Here is a 21,863-nt window from a genome sequence, read left to right as displayed (position 1 = left end):
TGAGGGGTGAGTAAAGTTGGCAGGACATCTTGTTCAGTATGGTCGACGCACTCGGCGGAGCTATGCGAGAATTAACGAGGTACTCGAGGTCCCGAACCTGATCGAGATCCAACAAAAATCTTATGATTGGTTTTTGGAGGAAGGATTGCGGGAAATGTTTCAGGACATCTCGCCGATCCAGGATTTCACAGGTAATTTGGTACTAGAGTTCATTGATTACAGCCTGGGTGAACCGAAATATACGGTTGACGACGCTAAAGAGCGGGACGTAACGTATGCGGCTCCTCTGCGTGTAAAGGTGCGGCTCATTAATAAAGAGACCGGTGAGGTTAAAGAGCAGGAAGTGTTCATGGGAGATTTCCCGCTGATGACGGAGACCGGCACTTTTATTATTAATGGTGCGGAACGGGTTATTGTCAGCCAGTTGGTTCGCTCTCCAAGCGTCTATTTCAGCACAAAAGTGGATAAGAACGGCAAAAAAACCTACACCGCCACAGTAATCCCGAACCGCGGAGCCTGGTTGGAACTAGAAACCGATGCTAAGGACATTATGTATGTTCGTATCGATCGGACTCGTAAAATTCCTGTTACCGTACTTTTGCGTGCTCTCGGTTTCGGTAGTGATGCCGAAATTCTGGAATTGCTTGGCAATGATGAATATATTCGCAATACGCTGGATAAAGACAACACGGACTCCACGGAGAAGGCGCTTATTGAGATTTATGAGCGTTTGCGTCCGGGCGAACCGCCGACACTAGACAATGCCAAAAGTTTGCTGGTTGCGCGTTTCTTTGATCCAAAACGCTACGACCTAGCTAACGTAGGCCGTTACAAAATCAATAAAAAGCTACACATTAAGAACCGTCTTTTCAATCAACGTCTTGCTCAGCCTTTGGTTGATGACTCTACTGGAGAAATCCTGGCAGAATCCGGCCAAATGGTCGATCGTAGATTGCTTGATGAATTGATTCCATATTTCGAAAAAAATGTTGCCTTTAAAAACTACCGCGTTACTGGCGGAGTTATGGACAGCGAAGATATTCCTCTTCAAACAATTGACGTATTCTCGCCAATTGAAGAAGGCCGGGTTATTAAGCTGATCGCTAACGGCAACATCGACAAATCTGTTAAGCATATTACTCAAGCTGATATTATATCCTCAATCAGCTACTTTATTAATTTGCTTCACGGAATTGGCAATACCGATGATATCGACCACTTGGGTAACCGTCGTCTGCGTTCTGTAGGTGAACTCTTGCAGAATCAGTTCCGTATCGGTTTGTCCCGGATGGAACGTGTTGTACGTGAAAGAATGTCGATTCAGGATGCTAATGCGATTACGCCTCAGGCTCTGATCAACATTCGTCCGGTCATCGCGTCTATTAAAGAGTTCTTCGGTAGCTCCCAGCTGTCTCAATTTATGGATCAGACGAACCCGCTTGCGGAACTTACGCATAAACGTCGTCTGTCCGCCCTCGGACCTGGTGGTTTGACACGTGAACGCGCGGGCTTTGAAGTTCGTGACGTCCATCACAGTCACTACGGTCGGATGTGTCCAATTGAAACGCCGGAAGGTCCAAACATCGGGTTGATCAACTCCTTGTCCACCTTTGCCCGCATCAATGAATACGGCTTTATTGAAGCTCCGTATCGTTGGGTGGATCCGAAGACTGGTAAGGTGACTGAGCAAATTGACTATCTGACTGCTGATGAGGAAGATAATTATGTAGTTGCTCAGGCTAACGTGTTGATCGAAGAAGATGGCACCTTTAAAGAAGACATGGTAATCGTTCGTTACAACAAAGACTCAGACAACATTACAACGATGCCAAGTAATCGTGTCGATTACATGGATGTTTCGCCTAAACAGGTTGTATCTGTCGCTACGGCGCTCATTCCGTTCCTTGAGAACGATGACTCCAACCGCGCACTGATGGGATCTAACATGCAACGTCAAGCCGTTCCGCTTCTAATTCCAAAAGCTCCGCTGGTCGGAACAGGGATGGAACATAAATCCGCTAAGGATTCTGGCGTATGTATCGTTTCCAAGTATGACGGTATTATCGAACGTTCTTCAGCTAATGAAATTTGGCTGCGTCGCGTTGAGACTGTCGAAGGCAAGGAAGTTAAAGGCGATATCGTTAAATATAAATTACACAAATTTATGCGTTCTAACCAAGGTACCTGTATTAACCAACGTCCTCTAGCTAAAAGAGGGGACATTGTTAAGAAAGGTGATATCCTGGCAGACGGTCCTTCCACAGAAATGGGCGAACTTGCTCTTGGCCGTAACGTAGTCGTTGCGTTCATGACTTGGGAAGGTTATAACTACGAGGATGCGATCCTGTTAAGTGAAAAGCTGGTTAAGGAAGATGTATATACTTCGATTCATATCGAAGAATACGAATCTGAAGCTCGCGACACTAAACTGGGACCTGAAGAAATTACGCGCGATATTCCGAACGTCGGCGAAGAAGCTCTGCGCAATCTTGATGAGCGCGGAATCATCCGTATTGGTGCGGAAATCAGCGCTGGTGACATTCTGGTTGGTAAGGTTACTCCTAAGGGTGTGACTGAACTGACAGCAGAAGAACGTCTCCTGCACGCTATCTTTGGTGAGAAAGCTCGTGAAGTACGGGATACCTCTTTACGCGTTCCTCATGGTAGTGATGGTATTATCGTGGACGTTAAAGTCTTTACACGTGAGAACGGCGATGAGCTGCCTCCTGGTGTAAATCAATTGGTTCGTGTCTACATCGCTCAGAAACGTAAGATTTCTGAGGGTGACAAGATGGCCGGACGTCACGGTAACAAGGGTGTCGTTGCCCGTATCCTGCCAGAAGAAGATATGCCGTTCCTTCCGGACGGTACGCCAGTACAGGTTGTTCTTAACCCTCTGGGCGTTCCTTCTCGTATGAACATCGGACAGGTGCTTGAGGTCCATATTGGTATGGCCGCATTGCGTCTGGGAATTCACATTGCAACGCCGGTATTTGACGGAGCGCGTGAGTACGACGTGTTTGATACGATGGAAGAAGCAGGTATGCAGCGTAATGGTAAGACTGTACTGTATGATGGCCGTACAGGTGAACGCTTCGAACGTGAAGTTACTGTTGGTGTCATGCACATGATCAAACTGGCGCACATGGTTGATGATAAGATTCACGCCCGTTCAACAGGACCTTACTCACTAGTTACGCAACAACCATTGGGTGGTAAAGCTCAATTTGGTGGACAGCGTTTCGGGGAGATGGAAGTGTGGGCGCTTGAAGCTTACGGTGCTGCATATACATTGCAAGAAATTTTGACCGTGAAATCCGATGACGTGGTTGGTCGCGTGAAGACGTACGAATCCATTGTCAAAGGTGAAAATGTACCGGAACCAGGTGTTCCTGAGTCGTTCAAGGTATTGATCAAAGAACTGCAGTCCCTGGGTATGGATGTTAAGATTCTTAGCGGTGACGAGCAGGAAATTGAAATGAGAGAATTGGACGATGAGGACGAGACGTCAGGCGACAAACTAAGCCTCAATTTAGAAGGTTCAGAAGTCGGAGTAGAATAATCAAGCTGGAGCTTAAAAGTTCCATTTTATAAAGGACCGCACGCCCTCTTTTGATGTAACAGTCAGAAGAGGGTAAAGCGGTACTAAATCAGGATTAGGTTAAGGAGGGTTGCTCCTTGTTGGACGTTAACAATTTTGAATTTATGAAAATCGGACTCGCTTCTCCGGAGAAGATTCGTTCATGGTCCCGCGGAGAAGTTAAGAAACCGGAAACCATTAACTATCGTACATTGAAACCGGAAAAAGAGGGTCTTTTCTGTGAGCGTATCTTTGGACCACAAAAAGACTGGGAATGTCATTGCGGTAAATACAAACGTGTCCGTTATAAGGGCGTAGTCTGCGACCGTTGTGGCGTTGAGGTTACCCGTGCTAAAGTTCGTCGTGAACGTATGGGTCACATTGAATTGGCTGCTCCGGTATCTCATATCTGGTATTTCAAAGGTATCCCAAGCCGCATGGGGCTTGCACTAGATATGTCTCCAAGATCACTTGAAGAAATTATCTATTTCGCATCTTATGTTGTAACGGATCCAGGTGAAACTCCACTGGAAAAGAAACAACTTCTGTCCGAGAAAGAATATCGTAGCTACCGTGAAAAATACGGTTACGGGTTCCAAGCCGGCATGGGTGCTGAAGCTGTTAAAAAGCTTCTTCAAGATATCGACATCGATAAAGAGCTGGAATTCCTCAAAGAAGAACTGCGTACGGCCCAAGGCCAACGCCGTAACCGGGCGATCAAACGTCTGGAAGTCATTGAAGCATTCCGTAACTCCGGCAACAAGCCTGATTGGATGATCATGGATGTTCTTCCGGTTATTCCTCCGGAGCTTCGTCCGATGGTTCAGTTGGATGGTGGCCGTTTTGCTACGTCCGATTTGAATGATCTCTATCGCCGTGTTATTAACCGGAACAACCGTCTGAAAAGACTGCTTGATCTCGGTGCTCCTGACATTATCGTGCAGAACGAGAAACGGATGCTCCAGGAAGCTGTCGATGCTCTCATCGATAACGGCCGTCGGGGACGTCCGGTAACCGGTCCTGGTAACCGTCCACTTAAATCGCTCAGCCATATGCTGAAAGGTAAACAAGGACGTTTCCGCCAGAACTTGCTCGGTAAACGGGTTGACTACTCTGGACGTTCCGTTATCGTTGTAGGACCGTACCTCAAGATGTATCAGTGCGGACTTCCTAAGAAAATGGCGCTAGAATTGTTCAAGCCTTTTGTTATGAAAGAATTGGTTAATAAGGGCCTTGCCCACAACATAAAGAGCGCGAAACGTAAAGTTGAACGCGTAAGTCCTGAAGTTTGGGATGTACTCGAAGAAGTAATTAGAGAACACCCAGTGCTTCTAAACCGCGCACCAACACTTCACCGTCTCGGTATTCAAGCATTTGAACCGATTTTGGTGGAAGGTCATGCTATTCGTCTTCACCCACTCGTATGTACGGCGTACAATGCCGACTTTGACGGTGACCAAATGGCGGTGCACGTTCCTCTGTCTGCAGAAGCTCAAGCGGAAGCACGCATTCTCATGCTTGCATCTGGTAATATCTTGAACCCTAAAGACGGTAAGCCAGTTGTAACACCTTCCCAGGATATGGTCCTTGGTACTTTCTACTTGACCATGGATAACAAGGAAGAAAAGGGTAGTGGTATGATTCTGCGTACCGTTAACGAAGCTGTATCAGCTTACCAACGCGGAACTGCAGGACTTCATGCTCGTGTTGCTATTCCGGCTAAAGCACTTGGCAAAACATGCTTTACGGAAGAACAACAAAATGCAATGTTGATTACTACGATCGGTAAGATCATCTTTAATGAAATCTACCCAAGTAGTTTCCCTTATATCAACGAAGCAACCAAAACCAACTTGCTGCACGGCACACCAGAGAAATACTTTATCTACGAAAAAGGCGCGAACATTCGCGAGCTGATTGAATCCGCTCCAGAAGCCAGTGCTGTAGGTAAAGAATATCTGGGTCTGATAATTGCTCGTTGTTTTGAAACTTATCACACAACCAAAACTTCTATGATTTTGGATAAAATTAAACAGCTCGGATTCACTTACTCCACACGTTCTGGTGTTACAGTTGCCGTGTCGGACGTTATTGTTCCTGAGGAAAAGGTTACCATCCTGAAAGAGTCTGAAGCTAAGGTTGATGTGGTTGCTAACCAATATCGCCGTGGTTTGATCACCAATGACGAACGGTATGACCGTGTTATTGAGATCTGGTCGAAGACTAAGGATGATCTTACGAACATCCTGCTTAAGTCGATGGACCGTTTCAACTCTATCATGCTCATGGTTGACTCTAAAGCGCGTGGTAACAAATCGCAGATCACTCAGCTGGGTGGTATGCGTGGTCTGATGGCAACACCTTCAGGTCGGATTTTCGAATTGCCAATCAAGGCGAACTTCCGTGAAGGTCTTACCGTCTTGGAGTACTTTATCTCCACTCACGGAGCGCGTAAAGGTCTTGCCGATACCGCACTTCGTACCGCTGACTCAGGGTATCTGACACGTCGTCTTGTTGACGTTGCCCAGGACGTTATTGTCCGTGAAGAAGATTGTGGAACCGATAAAGGCTTCACAGTTAGTCGTATTCAGGATGGTAAAGAGGTTATCGAGGATCTGTATGACCGTATTGAAGGTCGTTACTGCTTCGAAACTGTTCGTCACCCAGAAACAGGCGAAATCATTGTTCACCGCAATGATTTGATTGACTCCGATAAAGCGGAGGCAATTGTAAACGCAGGTGTAACTAAGCTGCAAATTCGTTCTGTACTGAGCTGCCGTGCCCGTCATGGTGTTTGTAAGAAATGTTACGGACGTAACTTGGCAACTGGTAAACACGTTGAGATTGGTGAAGCAGTTGGTATTATTGCCGCACAATCTATCGGTGAACCAGGAACCCAGCTTACAATGCGTACGTTCCATACCGGCGGTGTTGCCGGTGATGACATCACTCAAGGTTTGCCGCGTATTCAGGAGTTGTTTGAAGCTCGTAACCCTAAAGGTCAAGCTACAATCAGTGAGATCGATGGCGTAATCAAGGAAATCCGTGAAACCAAAGACCGTCGCGAAATCGAGGTTCAAGGTGAAGCAGAATCCAAGACTTATTCCATAACTTATGGTTCACGTCTACGTGTTAGCGAAGGCCAAGAAATCGAAGCCGGCGATGAGCTGACAGACGGTTCGATTGACCCTAAAGAAATGCTGCGTATCAAAGGGATCCGTGGGGTACAAAACTACATTCTGCAAGAAGTACAGCGTGTATACCGTAACCAAGGCGTTGAGATCAATGATAAGCACATTGAAGTTATGATCAAGCAAATGCTTCGGAAGATCCGTATCATTGACGCAGGTGACACAAGTCTGTTGCCAGGTGCATTTGCGGATATTCATGAGTACGAAGGTGCTAACAAGGAAGCTATTTTGTCTGGTAAAGAGCCTGCTGTTGCTAAACCAGTCTTGCTCGGTATTACCAAGGCGTCTCTTGAAACTGATTCCTTCTTGTCAGCTGCATCATTCCAAGAAACTACTCGTGTCCTAACAGACGCTGCTATCAAAGGTAAAGTAGATAAGTTGCTTGGACTTAAAGAAAATGTTATTATCGGTAAGTTGATTCCTGCAGGTACTGGGATGAACCGTTACCGTAACGTTAAGCTAAGTGATCCAAATGCAGAAAGCGAACTTGAATCATTAGAGACGGTTCCTGCTGAATAAATTAGCAATCATGGTAGTGTGCTCATGTCATACCTACTCATAGGTGTGGCATGAGTGTTCTGCTGTGTATAATTTCTATAAAAATTGTTGCTGAATTTCTTGACACCATCTATTGATAATGCTAAAATGTCTAAGGTGCGTGAGTAGCCATGTTATCCTTGTTCATTGGAGGTAAAGAGAATGACTGATGATAGAGGACTACAGGATGCTCAGGTCAAGATCGGTACCAAACAAACCGTCAAGGCGGTAGAGTTGGGCCTAGCCGCAGAAGTCTATGTGGCAGAGGACGGAGATCAAAGGCTTACTTCCAGGATAGTTTTGCTTTGTAACAAACAAGGTGTTAAGATCACATATGTGGATACGATGCTGAATTTGGGCAAGGCCTGCGGAATAGAAGTTGGCGCTGCGATGGCAGCCGTCTTAAAACAATAGCTACAGAAATGTTTTTGTACTGGGGTGAACACCAGCGGCAAGAACTTTTCATTTGTCTTTTTATGAACCGCCTGGGTCTGTGGGCTTAGAGTTCTTAAATCGACTATCATTTCAGGAAGGGGGTGGCAACAACATGCCAACAATTAACCAATTGGTTCGTAAAGGCCGTCAAGCCAAAATCGAAAAATCTAAATCTCCCGCTCTTCAAAAAGGGTATAACGCCCTCAAGCGTGAGGCTACAAATTTGAGCGCTCCGCAAAAACGCGGTGTGTGCACTCGTGTAGGCACAATGACTCCACGTAAACCAAACTCAGCGCTTCGTAAATATGCCCGTGTTCGTTTGACGAACCGTCTCGAGGTAACAGCTTATATCCCGGGTATCGGACATAACTTACAAGAGCACAGTGTTGTATTACTTCGCGGAGGTAAAGTAAAGGACCTTGCAGGGGTTCGTTACCATATCGTTCGTGGTGCTTTGGATACAGCAGGTGTAGCTAACCGGATGCAAGCTCGTTCTAAATACGGTGCAAAACGTCCTAAAGCTAAGAAGTAAGATAACAATATCTGAATAATAAACATTTAAGAAAGGGGGATATCCATGCCACGCAAAGGTCCAGTTACAAAGAGAGACGTATTGCCAGATCCGTTGTATAATAGCAAGTTGGTTACTCGTTTGATTAACCGCATTATGCTGGGTGGTAAAAGAGGTGTCGCTCAAAGCATTCTGTACAATTCATTCAAATTGATTGAAGAACGTACGGGTAAAGATCCGATGGAAGTTTTCGAAGCTGCCATCAAGAATATCATGCCGGTTTTGGAAGTCAAAGCTCGTCGTGTCGGTGGTGCTAACTATCAAGTACCTATCGAGGTTAAACCAGAGAGACGTACTGCTCTGGGATTACGTTGGCTCGTAAACTACTCTCGCAACCGCGGTGAGAAGACTATGGAAGAGCGTTTGGCGGCTGAGATCATCGACGCTTCCAACAACACAGGCGCTTCTGTTAAGAAACGTGAAGATACACACAAAATGGCTGAAGCAAACAAAGCGTTCGCTCACTACCGTTGGTAGGATTAAGGTCATTCAAATAACTTATATTTTGAAGGGAGATCCATTTCATGGCTAGAGAGTTCTCCTTAAAAAATACACGTAACATCGGGATCATGGCGCATATTGATGCTGGTAAAACAACTACCACAGAGCGGATTCTTTTCTATACAGGCCGTACGCACAAAATCGGTGAAGTTCACGAGGGTGCTGCTACAATGGACTGGATGGAGCAAGAACAAGAGCGCGGAATCACGATTACGTCCGCTGCTACGACTGCTGCGTGGAAAGGTCACCGCATCAATATCATTGATACCCCAGGACACGTTGACTTCACTGTTGAAGTTGAACGTTCCCTGCGTGTATTGGATGGGGCAGTTGGTGTATTTAGTGCAAAAGAGGGCGTTGAGCCTCAGTCTGAAACCGTATGGAGACAGGCTGACCGTTATAACGTTCCCCGGATTGCATATGTAAACAAAATGGACATTATCGGTGCGGATTTCCTTAACGTAATCGAAACTATGCGTGATCGCCTTCAAGCCAACGCAGTTGCTATTCAATTGCCAATTGGTGCAGAAAGTGATTTCACTGGTATTATCGACCTAGTTGAGCAAAAAGCACACATGTTCAGAGATGATCTGGGCCAAAACATCGAAGTAACGGATATTCCGGAAGAATATTTGGCCAAAGTTGAGGAGCTGCGTCTCGAGTTGATCGAGAAAGTTGCTGAACTTGATGAGGATCTGACTATGAAGTATTTGGAAGGCGAAGAAATTACAATTCCGGAAATTAAAGCTGCAATTCGCAAAGGCGTAGTTGAAGTTAAATTGTTCCCTGTAATTGCTGGATCTTCCTACCGAAACAAAGGGATTCAGCTTATGCTGGATGCTGTTGTTGATTACTTGCCATCTCCTCTTGACGTTCCAGCTATTACTGGACATCTTGATGACGGTACAGAAGCTGTTCGTCACTCTTCGGATGAAGAGCCGTTTGCAGCTTTGGCATTTAAAATCATGACAGACCCTTATGTTGGTAAACTTACGTTCTTCCGTGTTTACTCAGGCGTACTTGAGTCCGGATCATACGTAGTTAATGCAACTAAGAACAAGCGTGAACGTATTGGTCGTATCCTTCAAATGCATGCGAACAGCCGTCAAGAAATTTCCATCGTGTATTCTGGCGACATCGCAGCTGCTGTTGGTTTGAAAGATACCAGTACAGGTGATACACTGTGTGATGAGAAGAATCCAGTAATTCTGGAATCAATGAACTTCCCTGATCCAGTTATCGAGATCGCTGTTGAACCAAAAACTAAAGCTGACCAAGATAAAATGGGCGTTGCTCTCGGAAAGTTGACTGAAGAGGATCCAACTCTTCGTGCTCACACTGATGAAGAAACAGGCCAAACAATCCTGGCTGGTATGGGTGAACTTCACTTGGACATCATCATCGACCGTATGCGTCGTGAGTTCAAAGTAGAAACCAATGTGGGTAAACCACAGGTTGCTTACCGCGAAACGTTCAAGGCACCTGCTCGCGTCGAAGGTAAATTTGTACGCCAATCTGGTGGTCGTGGTCAATACGGTCACGTATGGGTTGAATTTGAACCCCTCGAACCAGGTACTGGTAGCAAATTCGAAAGTAAAGTTGTGGGTGGCTCGGTTCCTAGAGAGTACATCGCTCCTGCACTTGCGGGTATTGAAGAACAAATGAAAAACGGCGTACTTGCTGGCTTCCCGCTAGTAGACGTTAAAGCTACCATCGTAGATGGTTCTTATCATGATGTCGATTCCAACGAAATGGCATTTAAAATTGCCGGTTCGATGGCACTCAAAGCAGCTAAAGACAAGTGTAAGCCTGTCCTGCTTGAGCCAATCATGAAAGTAGAAGTAACTGTTCCTGAGGAATATATGGGTGATGTAATGGGTATGCTGAACTCCCGCCGTGGCCGTATCGAAGGTATGGATTCCCGTGGTGGAGCGCAAATTATCCGTGCTAAGGTGCCTCTTTCCGAAATGTTCGGATACTCTACAACACTTCGTTCTGGTACACAAGGACGTGGCGTATTCTCAATGGAGCTTTCTCACTATGAAGAAGTTCCTAAATCCATTGCGGAAGAGATCGCTGCAAAGAACAAAGGCGCTGAATAATTACCAGTTTTAACTTGCCGTCCCGGGTATAAACACTCAGTCATCTAAGATTACACGTATGCGGGCGGCTCAAATATAAGGAACCCCACATTAAGGAGGAACTGTTCAAATGGCAAAGGCAAAGTTTGAACGTAACAAACCGCACGTTAACATCGGTACTATTGGTCACGTCGACCATGGTAAAACGACTCTGACTGCTGCAATCACTACTGTATTGTCCAAAACTTACGGTGGCGCAGCTATCGCATTCGATCAAATCGACAAAGCTCCTGAAGAGCGCGAACGTGGTATCACAATCTCCACTTCCCACGTTGAATATGAAACTCCTAACCGTCACTACGCTCACGTAGACTGCCCTGGTCACGCCGACTATGTTAAAAACATGATCACTGGCGCAGCGCAAATGGACGGAGCTATCCTGGTTGTATCCGCAGCTGATGGCCCAATGCCACAAACTCGCGAGCACATCCTGTTGTCCCGTCAAGTAGGCGTTCCTTACATCGTTGTCTTCTTGAACAAATGCGACATGGTTGAAGACGAAGAGTTGTTGGAATTGGTTGAAATGGAAGTTCGCGACTTGCTTAGCGAGTATGACTTCCCAGGCGACGATACTCCAATCATCCGTGGTTCTGCTCGTGAAGCTCTGCAAAACCCAGATGGCGATTACGCTAAAAAAATCATCGAAATGTTTGAAACAATCGATGAGTACATTCCACTTCCTGAGCGTCAAACTGACAAGCCTTTCTTGATGCCTGTCGAAGACGTATTCTCCATCACTGGCCGCGGTACTGTGGCAACTGGTCGCGTAGAACGCGGAACAGTTAAAGTCGGAGAAGAAATCGAAATCGTTGGTATTCACGAAGATACTAAGAAATCCGTAGTTACGGGCGTAGAAATGTTCCGTAAATTGCTGGATTCCGCTCAAGCTGGGGACAACATCGGAGCATTGCTTCGTGGTGTTGACCGTAACATGATCGAGCGTGGCCAAGTATTGGCTAAGCCGAACTCCGTTAAACCACACACTGAGTTCACTGCTCAAATTTACGTTCTGACAAAAGAAGAAGGTGGCCGTCACAAGCCTTTCTTCACTGGATACCGTCCACAGTTCTACTTCCGTACAACTGACGTAACTGGTATCATCAACTTGCCAGAAGGTACTGAAATGGTTATGCCTGGTGATAACATCTCCGTAACCGTACAACTGATCTCCCCAATCGCTATTGAAGAAGGTACTAAATTCTCCATTCGCGAAGGTGGCCGTACAGTTGGTGCTGGTAGCGTAGCTTCTATCCAAAAATAATAATTCGACTTCTATCTGCGGGTAGATTCCGAATTACAAACACCCCTGATTCTTCTTGCGGAGAATCAGGGGCTTTTTTTTTTTTTTTTTTTTTGAGAATGATTTATTATTCGACAAAGATTGATAATCAAAGCATACTATTATGATCTTTTTCTACATAATTCGTCAAATTACAACAATCAATTGTTTACAATTATACTAATCTTAGAGTAAAATGAAGGAGGTATAATAATGTAAAATAATAGGAGTTGTGGGAGGGTGTTAATATGGGGAAATGTCCTTTTTCCTTCATGCATGCGTTAACTGCACGTAATAATAATGTGGATTCTCCTGCCTCTCGTTCCTTAGACTTCAAGGATCAGAATCATTCTGTTGCGGAGTCTTTTCATAAACTGGAAGGACATGGCGAACTTAACGAGCAGATGAGGATGATTGATCTGACTGAAGCAGATCTGAACTTACTACGCAGGGTGAAACCTGTTGTTGAGCAGAATATAGACTATATCATTGATCAATTTTACAATTCTGTATTAGGTGTAAATAAACTCGAAGCTATTATTTTGGAACATAGCAGTATAGATAGGTTAAAAACTACTCTACGTGGTCATATCCTAGAGATTTTTAATGGAAAGGTTGACGATGAGTACATAGCAAAGCGTCTAATGATCGCTAATATTCATAAAAGAGTAGGGCTTGAGCCTAAATGGTACTTATCTGCTTTTCAGAATCTTCAGAACGTATTTATACGCGTTATATATAATGAAACAAACGATGACAATATACGCCTTCGAGTGGTTCAGACGGTGACTAAACTGCTTAATCTTGAGCAGCAATTGGTGCTAGAAGAATATGAGAAGGAGAATATAAGAGAGAAGGAGGAGCAATATTTATTAGTAAAAAATGAATTGAAACAAAAAATTTCAGAGTTTAGCGTTGAACTGATAGATTATAGCATCGATACTAATGCTGCTGTGAAGCAGCTAGTGGCAAGCAGCAATGAAGTAAGTAGAACATTCCAACGTACGGCTTCATCCGCTCTGGAGTCACAGGGATTAGCTGCAGATGGGCATGAACACTTGGACGATTTGACTGAGCAAATTAATCTCATATATCAGACCACCAGTGAGATGGAAGACTCGATCATTGAGTTAAGCGATTCCTCTAAACAAATTCAAAAAATCGTGAACTCAGTAAGGGAAATTGCTGATCAGACTAAAATCCTCTCACTTAATGCAACGATTGAAGCCGCAAGAGCTGGTGAGCATGGTAGAGGGTTTAATGTGGTTGCTCAAGAAGTTAGCCGGCTTGCGGAGGATACTAAGAATACTGTGATTCAGATCGTAGAGCTAACAAATAAATCAGGACTCCTCACTCAGCAGGTTGTAGAAGAGATTCGTAAGGTGCAGGACTTAACTAAGAATGGGAAACACCAATCGGTCGAGACTAGTCTTTTGTTCTCTGATATTGTAGACGCTATGCGTAGCAGTACACAGGAGATTGTAATAGTGGAAGAAGAAATAAGAACCTTAATCCAAACCATTGAGGGGATCGGAACTGCAACGGCTCAGACTGCTTCCTCCGCAGAGATTTTTAAGTCTGCGACAGAAAATCTTTAACATATATATAGTAGAAGAACAGCGCATGAAAAAAATATGCGTTGTTTTTCTATTTTTGCTTGCAATACTGCTGCCTATTATATATAATAATAAATGTTGTTCTGAGACGTTGCGATGATGTGAGAGGTTACTGACACACCCGGCCCCTTTGCCATGGGGACGAGGTCAGAAAATTTTCACGGAGTATGTCCGATACCAAATTGGGCGATAGAAGGAGGGACTAAAATGGCAAAGCAAAAAATTCGTATTCGCTTGAAAGCATACGACCACAGAATTCTTGATCAATCCGCTGAGAAGATTGTTGAAACAGCAAAACGTTCGGGTGCAGGTGTGTCCGGGCCGATTCCGTTACCAACTGAGAAGCAAATCATTACTATTCTCCGTGCGGTACACAAGTACAAGGATTCCCGTGAACAGTTTGAACAACGGACTCACAAACGTTTGATCGATATTGTGAACCCAACACCACAAACTGTGGATGCCTTGATGCGCTTGGATCTACCGTCCGGTGTAGATATCGAAATCAAATTGTAATTCTATTTTAAGTAACTTAGGAAAAGAAAAGAGGTGTCAACATTGAAAGGTATCTTAGGAAAAAAACTCGGTATGACTCAAGTGTTTACTCCAGAAGGTAACGTAATTCCTGTTACTGTTATCGAAGCAGGACCTTGTGTAGTACTGCAAAAGAAAGACCTGAATATCGACGGATATGAAGCAGTGCAATTGGGCTTTTCTGATAAAAAAGAAAAACGCTCCAATAAGCCTGAACAGGGTCACGCCAAAAAGGCAAATGCAACACCTAAGCGCTACGTTCGTGAAATTCGCGGTGTTGATCTCGGGTCTCTCGAGGTTGGACAAGAACTGAAGGCTGATATCTTTGCTGAGGGCGAATTTGTTGACGTAACTGGTACATCTAAAGGTAAAGGTTTCCAAGGTAACATCAAACGTTGGGGACAAAGCCGCGGACCAATGGCACACGGATCGCGTTACCACAGAAGACCGGGTTCCATGGGTTCTATCCAAGCTAACCGTGTTCCTAAGGGCAAACGCCTTCCAGGACATATGGGTCACACGACTATTACGGTTCAAAAGCTTGAAATTATCAAGGTTGATGTTGAACGTAACGTATTGCTGGTTAAAGGCGCTATCCCAGGTCCTAAAAACAGCTTCGTGAAAGTTAAACAAACCGTTAAGAAATAATTATTGAAGAAAGGAGGAACATGAAATGCCAAAAGTAACACTTTTTAATATTAGTGGCAACGAAGTTGGTGAAGTGGAACTGAGCGATACAGTATTCGGTATTGAACCGAATGAACACGTTCTACATGAAGCTGCGCTTATGCAAAGAGCTTCCCTACGTCGTGGTACACACAAAGTAAAAGGACGTTCTGAAGTTCGTGGCGGTGGACGTAAACCTTGGAAACAAAAAGGTACAGGTCGCGCTCGTCAAGGCTCCATTCGTTCTCCACAATGGAAAGGCGGCGGCGTTGTCTTCGGACCAACACCACGTAGCTATTCCTGGAAACTGCCTAAGAAGGTTCGTCGTTTGGCGATCAAATCCGCTTTGTCCTCGAAAGTACTCGAGAATGACATTATCGTATTGGATAGCTTGACAATGAATGCTCCGAAAACGAAAGAATTCGCAGCAATCTTGAACAATCTGAAAGTAGATCGTAAAGCGTTGATCGTAGCTACTAGCTATGATGATAACGTAGCACTTTCCGCTCGTAACATCCCTGGGGTGAAATTCGTAGCGGCTGACGGCATTAATGTTCTTGACGTACTGACGTACGACAAACTGATCATCACTAAAGAAGCAGTTCTGAAGGTAGAGGAGGTGTTCGCGTAATGAAAGATCCTCGTGATATTATCAAACGTCCGGTGATTACGGAACGTACTTCCGACTACATGAGCGAAATGAAATACGCTTTTGAAGTGGATATCCGTGCTAACAAAACCGAAATCAAAAAAGCTGTCGAGGCTATTTTCAAAGTAAAAGTAACAAATGTGAACACAATGCGCGTACCTGGCAAACTGAAACGTTATGGTAAATATTCTGGTTACACTCCAGAGTGGAAAAAAGCCATCGTTAAGCTTAGCCCGGACAGCAAACCGCTTGAATTTTTTGAAGCGGTAGAATAATACTCTGTTGAAGTAAGGAGGGAACTACAGTGCCAATCAAAAAGTACAAACCGACCTCTCCGGCAAGACGCGCTATGTCCGTGTCTACGTTTGAAGAAATTACAACAAACCAGCCAGAGAAATCGTTGCTTTCTCCGCTGTTCAAACATGCGGGACGCAACAACCAAGGTAAAATTACGGTTCGTCACCATGGCGGCGGACATAAACGTAAATACCGTATTATCGACTTCAAGCGGACTAAAGACGGCATACCAGGTAGCGTTGCTACAATCGAGTATGACCCGAACCGCACATCTAATATTGCTTTGATCCACTATGCTGATGGAGAGAAACGTTATATCATCGCTCCTAAAGGTCTAAGAGTTGGGGATAAAGTAGAGTCCGGTCCTGCGGCCGACATCAAAATTGGTAACAGTCTTCCACTGGAAAACATTCCAGTAGGTACAGTTATCCACAACATTGAGTTGAAACCAGGTAAAGGCGGACAATTGGTTCGTGCAGCTGGTACAGAAGCTCAATTGCTTGGTAAAGAAGAAAAATACTGTTCCGTTCGTTTGTCATCCGGTGAGGTTCGTAAGATCCTTAGCGTATGCCGTGCAACTATCGGTTCCGTAGGTAACGAAGATCACGAATTGATCAAAATCGGTAAAGCTGGACGTAGTCGCTGGCTCGGCCGTCGTCCTGAAGTTCGCGGGGTAGTAATGAACCCTAACGATCACCCACACGGTGGTGGTGAAGGTCGCGCTCCAATCGGACGTAAATCGCCAATGTCTCCATGGGGCAAACCAACCCTTGGTTACAAAACGCGTAAGAAAAACAAGGCATCTGATAAATATATCGTTCGCCGCCGCACTAAATAAGACGCTTCTGGCAAGTTAATAAAGCGCGAAGCGTCGATTCGCGGTTTGAAGAACCGGATGAAGGGAGGATTCACACATGGGTCGCAGTTTAAAGAAGGGGCCGTTTATCGATGGCTACCTGCTTAAAAAAGTTGAGGAACTGAACGAGGCTGAAAAAAAGGTTGTAGTTAAAACTTGGTCCCGTCGCTCAACCATTTTCCCTCAGTTTATCGGACATACGTTTGGTGTATATGACGGCCGTAAACACGTGCCTGTATACGTAACAGAAGATATGGTAGGTCACAAGTTGGGCGAGTTCGCGCCAACACGTACTTACAAAGGCCACTCGGGTGACGATAAGAAAACAAGAAGATAATAATAAGGTCTCTGTTTGAAAGGAGGTTAAACAATGGAAGCAAAAGCACATGCAAGATCGGTGCGAATTTCCGCTCGTAAAGCGAAACTGGTTGTTGACTTGATTCGTGGTAAGCAAGTGGGGGAAGCAATTGCTATTCTTCGCCACACTCCGAAATCCGCTTCTCCGGTCGTTGAAAAGTTGCTTAATTCGGCAATTGCGAATGCTGAGCATAACTATTCTTTGGACGTGAACAGTTTGTTCGTTAGCGAGGTTTTCGTTAACCAAGGACCTACTATGAAACGTTTCCGTCCGCGCGCCATGGGCCGCGCAAGTCGGATCAATAAACGCACGAGCCACATTACACTGGTGGTATCTGAGAAATAAGGAGGGATAACACGTGGGTCAAAAGGTAAATCCAATCGGACTCCGAATCGGTATTATTCGCGATTGGGAATCTAAATGGTATGCAGGAAAAGATTTCGGTACTCTTCTGATGGAAGACGTCAAAATCCGGGAATACCTTAAAGGCAAATTGAAGGATTCCGCTGTTTCCCATATCGAGATCGAAAGAGCGGCTAGCCGCGTGAACGTTACAATTCATACAGCTAAACCAGGTATGGTTATTGGTAAAGGCGGAGCAGAAGTAGAAGTACTTCGCAGCGCAGTTACAGCAATCGCTGGTGGCAAAAAAGTACACATCAACATCAATGAAATCAAGCACCCTGAATTGGATGCAATTCTTGTAGCTGAGAGCATTGCTCAACAATTGGAACGTCGTGTATCGTTCCGTCGTGCCCTCAAACAAGCGATTCAAAGAACTATGCGTTCTGGCGCAAAAGGGATTAAAACTCAAGTGGGCGGACGTCTTGGCGGAGCTGAGATTGCTCGTTCAGAAGGTTATAGCGAAGGAACAGTTCCACTTCATACGCTTCGTGCCGATATCGATTACGGAACGGCTGAAGCACATACAACTTACGGTCTTATTGGCGTAAAAGTATGGATCTACCGTGGAGAAGTTCTTCCCCCAGCTAAGAAACAAGCTGCTCAGGAAGGAGGCAACTAATCATGTTGGTACCAAAACGCGTAAAACACCGCAAGCAACAACGCGGACACATGAAGGGTATGGCAAAAGGCGGTACTGAATTGAACTTCGGCGAATTCGGCCTGGTTGCACTTGAACCGTCTTGGATCACTAACCGTCAGATCGAAGCTGCTCGTATCGCGATGACACGTTATATCAAACGTGGCGGTCAAGTTTGGATCAAGATTTTCCCAGATAAACCTATTACTCAAAAGCCTCTCGAGGTTCGTATGGGTAGTGGTAAAGGTAACGTTGAGAAATGGGTAGCCGTAGTTAAACCGGGCAAGATTATGTTCGAACTCGGAGGCGTGTCGGAAGAAATCGCTCGTGAAGCGATGCGTCTTGCCGCTCACAAGCTGCCTGTAAAGACTAAGTTTGTGAAACGTGAAGAATTGGGTGGTGAAGCAAATGAAAGCTAATGAACTTCGCAACTTAACCACTGCTGAGATTGAACAAAAGATCGCTGGATTCAAAGAGGAACTTTTTAATCTCCGTTTTCAATTGGCAACTGGCCAATTGGACAACCCAACTCGGATTCGTGACGTGCGTAAGGAAATAGCTCGTGCTAAAACCGTGATCCATCAAAGAGTGCTTGGGATTAGTTAAGTGAGACGGATCGCAGATCCGTATTCAGGAAGGAGGCTAACTAATGAGTGAAGAACGTAATGCACGTAAAGTGCTAATCGGTAAAGTGGTCAGTGATAAAATGGATAAAACCATCGTAGTTGCTGTTGAAACCTATAAAAAACACAATTTGTACCACAAACGCATCAAGTCTACGAAGAAATTCAAAGCACATGATGAGGGAAATGTTGCAAAGATTGGCGATACCGTAAAACTCATGGAAACTCGTCCGTTGTCTAAGGACAAACGTTGGAGACTAGTTGAAGTGGTAGAAGCAGCGGTTATCATCTAAGATATCAAGAGAGTTTTTCCGGAAGGAGGAAATTATAATGATTCAACCATTTACACGTTTGCATGTGGCTGACAACTCTGGTGCGAAGGAACTGATGTGTATCCGCGTACTGGGTGGTACTGGACGCCGTACAGCAGCAATCGGTGATTTGATCGTTTGTTCCGTTAAACAAGCAACACCAGGCGGCGTTGTCAAAAAAGGTGATGTTGTTAGAGCGGTAGTTGTTCGTACGAAACGTTCCGTTCGTCGTAAAGATGGATCTTACATCGCATTCGACGAAAACGCAGCTGTTGTTGTTAAAGACGACAGAAGCCCTCGTGGAACACGTATCTTTGGACCAGTTGCTCGCGAACTTCGCGATAAAGACTACATGAAGATCGTTTCCTTGGCACCGGAAGTTATCTAATAAACACGGCACCAATAAGTTGAAGGTTAGTTATAGGAGGTGTAATAAATGCCTAGAGTGAAAAAAGTTCTGGAATCCCATAACAATAAACTGCACGTGAAGAAAGATGACGTGGTGCTTGTGATTAGTGGTAAAGACAAAGGCAAAAAAGGCCGTGTCATCGCTGCTTATCCTCGTGAAAACCGCGTTCTGGTAGAAGGCGTCAATATGGTGAAAAAACACCAAAAGCCGAACCAGCTGAATCCACAGGGTGGAATTATTGAGCAGGAAGCTTCGATTCATGTGTCCAACGTAATGCACATCGATCCGAAGACCGGCAAAGTAACCCGTATCGGTTACAAAGTTTTGGACAATGGTAAAAAAGTTCGGATTGCTAAAAGATCCGGAGAGATTATCGACTAATCTAGCCCTTAAGAAAGGAGGTTAAATCTTCATGGCAGCAAGAATGAAAGAACGTTTTCTTAACGAAATTACACCTGCTTTGATGCAGAAGTTTAACTATACAACTGTTATGCAAGTGCCTAAGATCGAGAAGGTTGTCATCAACATGGGTGTGGGTGACGCTGTTCAAAACTCCAAAGTACTTGATGCTGCAGTTAATGACATGCAGTTGATCGCTGGTCAAAAACCAGTAATCACTAAAGCTAAAAAATCCATCGCTGGTTTCAAACTACGCGAAAATATGCCGATTGGGGTTAAAGTAACACTGCGCGGAGAGCGTATGTATTACTTCTTGGACAAATTGTTCAACGTAACACTTCCACGTGTACGTGACTTCCGTGGTGTTTCCACTAAAGCCTTTGATGGCCGTGGTAACTACACACTTGGTCTTAAAGAACAATTGATCTTCCCCGAGATCGAATATGACAAAGTGGATAAAGTCCGCGGTATGGACATCGTTATTGTAACGACTGCTAAGACGGACGAGGAATCCCGCGAGCTGCTGGGTCAGCTGGGAATGCCTTTCGCAAAATAAAGTCGGTTAATCCATTTTCTCCGAAAATGTTTAGGAGGTGTCAGGCTAAGTGGCAAAAACTTCGATGAAAGTTAAACAACAACGTACGCCTAAGTTTAAAGTACGTGCATATACACGTTGCGAACGTTGTGGTCGTCCACATTCGGTACTGCAAAAGTTCAAAATTTGCAGAATTTGTTTCCGTGAATTAGCTTATAAAGGCCAGATCCCTGGCGTGAAAAAAGCAAGTTGGTAAGAAGTTTATAAACGGGAAGGAGGTTTACACACATGACTATGTCTGATCCTATTGCAGATATGCTTACTCGTATTCGTAACGCTAACATTGTGCGTCACGAGACGGTAGAAATGCCTGCTTCTACTATGAAGAAACAAATCGCTGACATTTTGAAGCGTGAAGGTTTCATCCGCGATGCGGAATTCGTTGAAGATAGCAAACAAGGGATTATCCGTATCTTCTTGAAATACGGCCCTAACCAAGAGCGTGTTATTTCTGGTTTGAAAAGAATCAGTAAACCAGGCCTTCGCGTATACACGAAGAGCAATGAAGTGCCTCGTGTACTCGGTGGTCTAGGAATCGCGATTATCTCCACATCTAAGGGAGTTATGACCGACAAAGAAGCTCGTCAATCAAAATCTGGCGGAGAAGTTGTCTGCTACATTTGGTAATAAACGTCACAAGATAAGGAGGTGCAACACATGTCTCGTATTGGTCGCAAACCAATCGCAGTACCTAGCGGTGTAGATGTCACTTTGGACAACGCCGTTATTACAGTAAAAGGTCCAAAAGGTTCTTTGACTCGTGAGCTTCATAAAGACATGAAGGTTACAGTTGAAAATAACGAAATTACCGTTGTTCGCCCGTCGGATAACAAATTGCATCGTTCACTTCACGGCACAACCCGCTCCGTTGTCAACAACATGGTAGCAGGTGTGACTGAAGGTTTCTCGAAATCTCTGGAACTGGTTGGGGTCGGATATCGTGCAAGCAAATCCGGAGATAAAATCGTTCTGAACGTTGGTTATTCCCACCCGGTTGAAATTACACCGGAAGCTGGTATCGAGTTCGAAGTTCCTGCGAACACGAAGATCATCGTTAAAGGTATCGATAAAGAACGCGTTGGCGCATACGCTGCTAAAATCCGTTCCGTTCGTGAACCAGAACCGTATAAAGGTAAAGGTATCAAATATGAAGGCGAGCGTATCATCCGCAAAGAAGGTAAAGCTGGTAAGAAGAAATAACCAGTTTAAACTTAATTGTAAGATACCCCGTGCATCTTAAAGTGAAGCTGTTTACGGCAAACTGAAGGGAGTG

At 44.8% G+C, this 21,863-nt stretch carries 25 protein-coding genes; all 25 read left to right on the top strand.

Translation table 11 applies throughout. The annotated features are described in order from the left end of the window. Positions 1-16: 16 nt before the first annotated feature. The 25 genes from rpoB (at position 17) to rplF (ending at position 21,790) form a co-directional block, all read left to right on the top strand. Positions 17-3,562, top strand: a complete 3,546-nt coding sequence (gene rpoB, locus PODO_RS27065; RefSeq protein WP_038573461.1) for a DNA-directed RNA polymerase subunit beta — start codon at positions 17-19, stop codon at positions 3,560-3,562. A gap of 116 nt (positions 3,563-3,678) precedes the next feature. After that, positions 3,679-7,290: a DNA-directed RNA polymerase subunit beta' gene (gene rpoC / locus PODO_RS27060; protein WP_036680514.1), complete on the top strand. Its 3,612-nt coding sequence runs from the start codon at positions 3,679-3,681 to the stop codon at positions 7,288-7,290. A 180-nt stretch (positions 7,291-7,470) separates the two neighbouring features. Further along, positions 7,471-7,722 (top strand): ribosomal L7Ae/L30e/S12e/Gadd45 family protein, encoded by a 252-nt coding sequence (locus PODO_RS27055; protein ID WP_038573459.1) that lies wholly within the window; start codon positions 7,471-7,473, stop codon positions 7,720-7,722. A gap of 133 nt (positions 7,723-7,855) precedes the next feature. Beyond that, positions 7,856-8,275, top strand: a complete 420-nt coding sequence (rpsL, locus tag PODO_RS27050; protein ID WP_036680518.1) for a 30S ribosomal protein S12 — start codon at positions 7,856-7,858, stop codon at positions 8,273-8,275. A 45-nt stretch (positions 8,276-8,320) separates the two neighbouring features. Further along, complete coding sequence (gene rpsG / locus PODO_RS27045; protein ID WP_036680520.1) at positions 8,321-8,791, top strand: 30S ribosomal protein S7; 471 nt, start codon at positions 8,321-8,323, stop codon at positions 8,789-8,791. A gap of 47 nt (positions 8,792-8,838) precedes the next feature. Beyond that, the gene (fusA, locus tag PODO_RS27040; protein ID WP_036680521.1) at positions 8,839-10,917 is read left to right on the top strand and encodes an elongation factor G; all 2,079 of its coding nucleotides are present in this window, start codon (positions 8,839-8,841) and stop codon (positions 10,915-10,917) included. Between the two features lie 109 nt (positions 10,918-11,026). Next, positions 11,027-12,217: an elongation factor Tu gene (tuf, locus tag PODO_RS27035; protein ID WP_036680523.1), complete on the top strand. Its 1,191-nt coding sequence runs from the start codon at positions 11,027-11,029 to the stop codon at positions 12,215-12,217. A gap of 266 nt (positions 12,218-12,483) precedes the next feature. Then, positions 12,484-13,833 (top strand): globin-coupled sensor protein, encoded by a 1,350-nt coding sequence (locus tag PODO_RS32085; protein ID WP_038573456.1) that lies wholly within the window; start codon positions 12,484-12,486, stop codon positions 13,831-13,833. 225 nt (positions 13,834-14,058) lie between these two features. After that, entirely contained in the window at positions 14,059-14,367 is a 309-nt protein-coding gene (gene rpsJ, locus PODO_RS27025; protein WP_017692074.1) for a 30S ribosomal protein S10, read from the top strand. A 42-nt stretch (positions 14,368-14,409) separates the two neighbouring features. After that, entirely contained in the window at positions 14,410-15,033 is a 624-nt protein-coding gene (rplC, locus tag PODO_RS27020; RefSeq protein WP_036680532.1) for a 50S ribosomal protein L3, read from the top strand. Between the two features lie 25 nt (positions 15,034-15,058). Beyond that, complete coding sequence (rplD, locus tag PODO_RS27015; RefSeq protein WP_036680536.1) at positions 15,059-15,682, top strand: 50S ribosomal protein L4; 624 nt, start codon at positions 15,059-15,061, stop codon at positions 15,680-15,682. Next, positions 15,682-15,975: a 50S ribosomal protein L23 gene (rplW, locus tag PODO_RS27010; protein WP_036680537.1), complete on the top strand. Its 294-nt coding sequence runs from the start codon at positions 15,682-15,684 to the stop codon at positions 15,973-15,975. Before rplD ends, rplW begins: the two co-directional genes overlap by 1 nt. A 29-nt stretch (positions 15,976-16,004) precedes the next feature. After that, positions 16,005-16,835: a 50S ribosomal protein L2 gene (gene rplB, locus PODO_RS27005; RefSeq protein ID WP_036680541.1), complete on the top strand. Its 831-nt coding sequence runs from the start codon at positions 16,005-16,007 to the stop codon at positions 16,833-16,835. Positions 16,836-16,911: 76 nt separating this feature from the next. Then, positions 16,912-17,190, top strand: coding sequence for a 30S ribosomal protein S19 (rpsS, locus tag PODO_RS27000; RefSeq protein WP_038573453.1), 279 nt, complete (start codon positions 16,912-16,914; stop codon positions 17,188-17,190). Between the two features lie 33 nt (positions 17,191-17,223). Continuing rightward, positions 17,224-17,556 carry a 50S ribosomal protein L22 gene (rplV, locus tag PODO_RS26995; protein WP_036680546.1) on the top strand — a complete coding sequence of 111 codons (333 nt, stop codon included), beginning with the start codon at positions 17,224-17,226 and terminating at the stop codon, positions 17,554-17,556. 13 nt (positions 17,557-17,569) lie between these two features. Next, on the top strand, positions 17,570-18,235 hold the full coding sequence (gene rpsC, locus PODO_RS26990) for a 30S ribosomal protein S3 (RefSeq protein WP_038573452.1): 666 nt from the start codon (positions 17,570-17,572) through the stop codon (positions 18,233-18,235). 2 nt (positions 18,236-18,237) lie between these two features. Then, the gene (gene rplP / locus PODO_RS26985) at positions 18,238-18,672 is read left to right on the top strand and encodes a 50S ribosomal protein L16 (RefSeq protein WP_036680552.1); all 435 of its coding nucleotides are present in this window, start codon (positions 18,238-18,240) and stop codon (positions 18,670-18,672) included. Then, positions 18,662-18,859 carry a 50S ribosomal protein L29 gene (gene rpmC, locus PODO_RS26980; protein ID WP_019908232.1) on the top strand — a complete coding sequence of 66 codons (198 nt, stop codon included), beginning with the start codon at positions 18,662-18,664 and terminating at the stop codon, positions 18,857-18,859. The genes rplP and rpmC overlap by 11 nt, the downstream gene beginning before the upstream one ends. A gap of 43 nt (positions 18,860-18,902) precedes the next feature. Further along, the gene (rpsQ, locus tag PODO_RS26975) at positions 18,903-19,169 is read left to right on the top strand and encodes a 30S ribosomal protein S17 (RefSeq protein ID WP_036680554.1); all 267 of its coding nucleotides are present in this window, start codon (positions 18,903-18,905) and stop codon (positions 19,167-19,169) included. 37 nt (positions 19,170-19,206) lie between these two features. Continuing rightward, positions 19,207-19,575: a 50S ribosomal protein L14 gene (gene rplN, locus PODO_RS26970; RefSeq protein WP_036680556.1), complete on the top strand. Its 369-nt coding sequence runs from the start codon at positions 19,207-19,209 to the stop codon at positions 19,573-19,575. Positions 19,576-19,623: 48 nt separating this feature from the next. Then, positions 19,624-19,977: a 50S ribosomal protein L24 gene (gene rplX, locus PODO_RS26965; RefSeq protein WP_076099615.1), complete on the top strand. Its 354-nt coding sequence runs from the start codon at positions 19,624-19,626 to the stop codon at positions 19,975-19,977. 31 nt (positions 19,978-20,008) lie between these two features. Continuing rightward, complete coding sequence (gene rplE / locus PODO_RS26960) at positions 20,009-20,551, top strand: 50S ribosomal protein L5 (protein WP_036680558.1); 543 nt, start codon at positions 20,009-20,011, stop codon at positions 20,549-20,551. 49 nt (positions 20,552-20,600) lie between these two features. After that, the gene (locus tag PODO_RS26955; RefSeq protein ID WP_013312154.1) at positions 20,601-20,786 is read left to right on the top strand and encodes a type Z 30S ribosomal protein S14; all 186 of its coding nucleotides are present in this window, start codon (positions 20,601-20,603) and stop codon (positions 20,784-20,786) included. A gap of 32 nt (positions 20,787-20,818) precedes the next feature. Continuing rightward, positions 20,819-21,217 (top strand): 30S ribosomal protein S8, encoded by a 399-nt coding sequence (gene rpsH, locus PODO_RS26950; protein WP_036680560.1) that lies wholly within the window; start codon positions 20,819-20,821, stop codon positions 21,215-21,217. A 30-nt stretch (positions 21,218-21,247) separates the two neighbouring features. Next, the gene (gene rplF / locus PODO_RS26945; RefSeq protein ID WP_036680562.1) at positions 21,248-21,790 is read left to right on the top strand and encodes a 50S ribosomal protein L6; all 543 of its coding nucleotides are present in this window, start codon (positions 21,248-21,250) and stop codon (positions 21,788-21,790) included. The last annotated feature ends 73 nt before the right edge of the window (positions 21,791-21,863 follow it).

The sequence above is a fragment of the Paenibacillus odorifer genome, from assembly GCF_000758725.1.
GTDB classification, from domain to species: Bacteria; Bacillota; Bacilli; order Paenibacillales; family Paenibacillaceae; genus Paenibacillus_AQ; species Paenibacillus_AQ odorifer.
This window is presented reverse-complemented; position numbering and strand designations above follow the sequence as displayed.

Bases quoted from the DNA above. Each gene is read 5' to 3' on its own strand.
- PODO_RS27055 (WP_038573459.1), top strand. From the start codon at position 7,471: ATGACTGATGATAGAGGACTACAGGATGCTCAGGTCAAGATCGGTACC.
- rpsL (WP_036680518.1), top strand. From the start codon at position 7,856: ATGCCAACAATTAACCAATTGGTTCGTAAAGGCCGTCAAGCCAAAATC.
- rpsG (WP_036680520.1), top strand. From the start codon at position 8,321: ATGCCACGCAAAGGTCCAGTTACAAAGAGAGACGTATTGCCAGATCCG.
- fusA (WP_036680521.1), top strand. From the start codon at position 8,839: ATGGCTAGAGAGTTCTCCTTAAAAAATACACGTAACATCGGGATCATG.
- tuf (WP_036680523.1), top strand. From the start codon at position 11,027: ATGGCAAAGGCAAAGTTTGAACGTAACAAACCGCACGTTAACATCGGT.
- PODO_RS32085 (WP_038573456.1), top strand. From the start codon at position 12,484: ATGGGGAAATGTCCTTTTTCCTTCATGCATGCGTTAACTGCACGTAAT.
- rpsJ (WP_017692074.1), top strand. From the start codon at position 14,059: ATGGCAAAGCAAAAAATTCGTATTCGCTTGAAAGCATACGACCACAGA.
- rplD (WP_036680536.1), top strand. From the start codon at position 15,059: ATGCCAAAAGTAACACTTTTTAATATTAGTGGCAACGAAGTTGGTGAA.
- rplW (WP_036680537.1), top strand. From the start codon at position 15,682: ATGAAAGATCCTCGTGATATTATCAAACGTCCGGTGATTACGGAACGT.
- rpsS (WP_038573453.1), top strand. From the start codon at position 16,912: ATGGGTCGCAGTTTAAAGAAGGGGCCGTTTATCGATGGCTACCTGCTT.
- rplV (WP_036680546.1), top strand. From the start codon at position 17,224: ATGGAAGCAAAAGCACATGCAAGATCGGTGCGAATTTCCGCTCGTAAA.
- rplP (WP_036680552.1), top strand. From the start codon at position 18,238: ATGTTGGTACCAAAACGCGTAAAACACCGCAAGCAACAACGCGGACAC.
- rpmC (WP_019908232.1), top strand. From the start codon at position 18,662: ATGAAAGCTAATGAACTTCGCAACTTAACCACTGCTGAGATTGAACAA.
- rpsQ (WP_036680554.1), top strand. From the start codon at position 18,903: ATGAGTGAAGAACGTAATGCACGTAAAGTGCTAATCGGTAAAGTGGTC.
- rplN (WP_036680556.1), top strand. From the start codon at position 19,207: ATGATTCAACCATTTACACGTTTGCATGTGGCTGACAACTCTGGTGCG.
- rplX (WP_076099615.1), top strand. From the start codon at position 19,624: ATGCCTAGAGTGAAAAAAGTTCTGGAATCCCATAACAATAAACTGCAC.
- rplE (WP_036680558.1), top strand. From the start codon at position 20,009: ATGGCAGCAAGAATGAAAGAACGTTTTCTTAACGAAATTACACCTGCT.
- rpsH (WP_036680560.1), top strand. From the start codon at position 20,819: ATGACTATGTCTGATCCTATTGCAGATATGCTTACTCGTATTCGTAAC.
- rplF (WP_036680562.1), top strand. From the start codon at position 21,248: ATGTCTCGTATTGGTCGCAAACCAATCGCAGTACCTAGCGGTGTAGAT.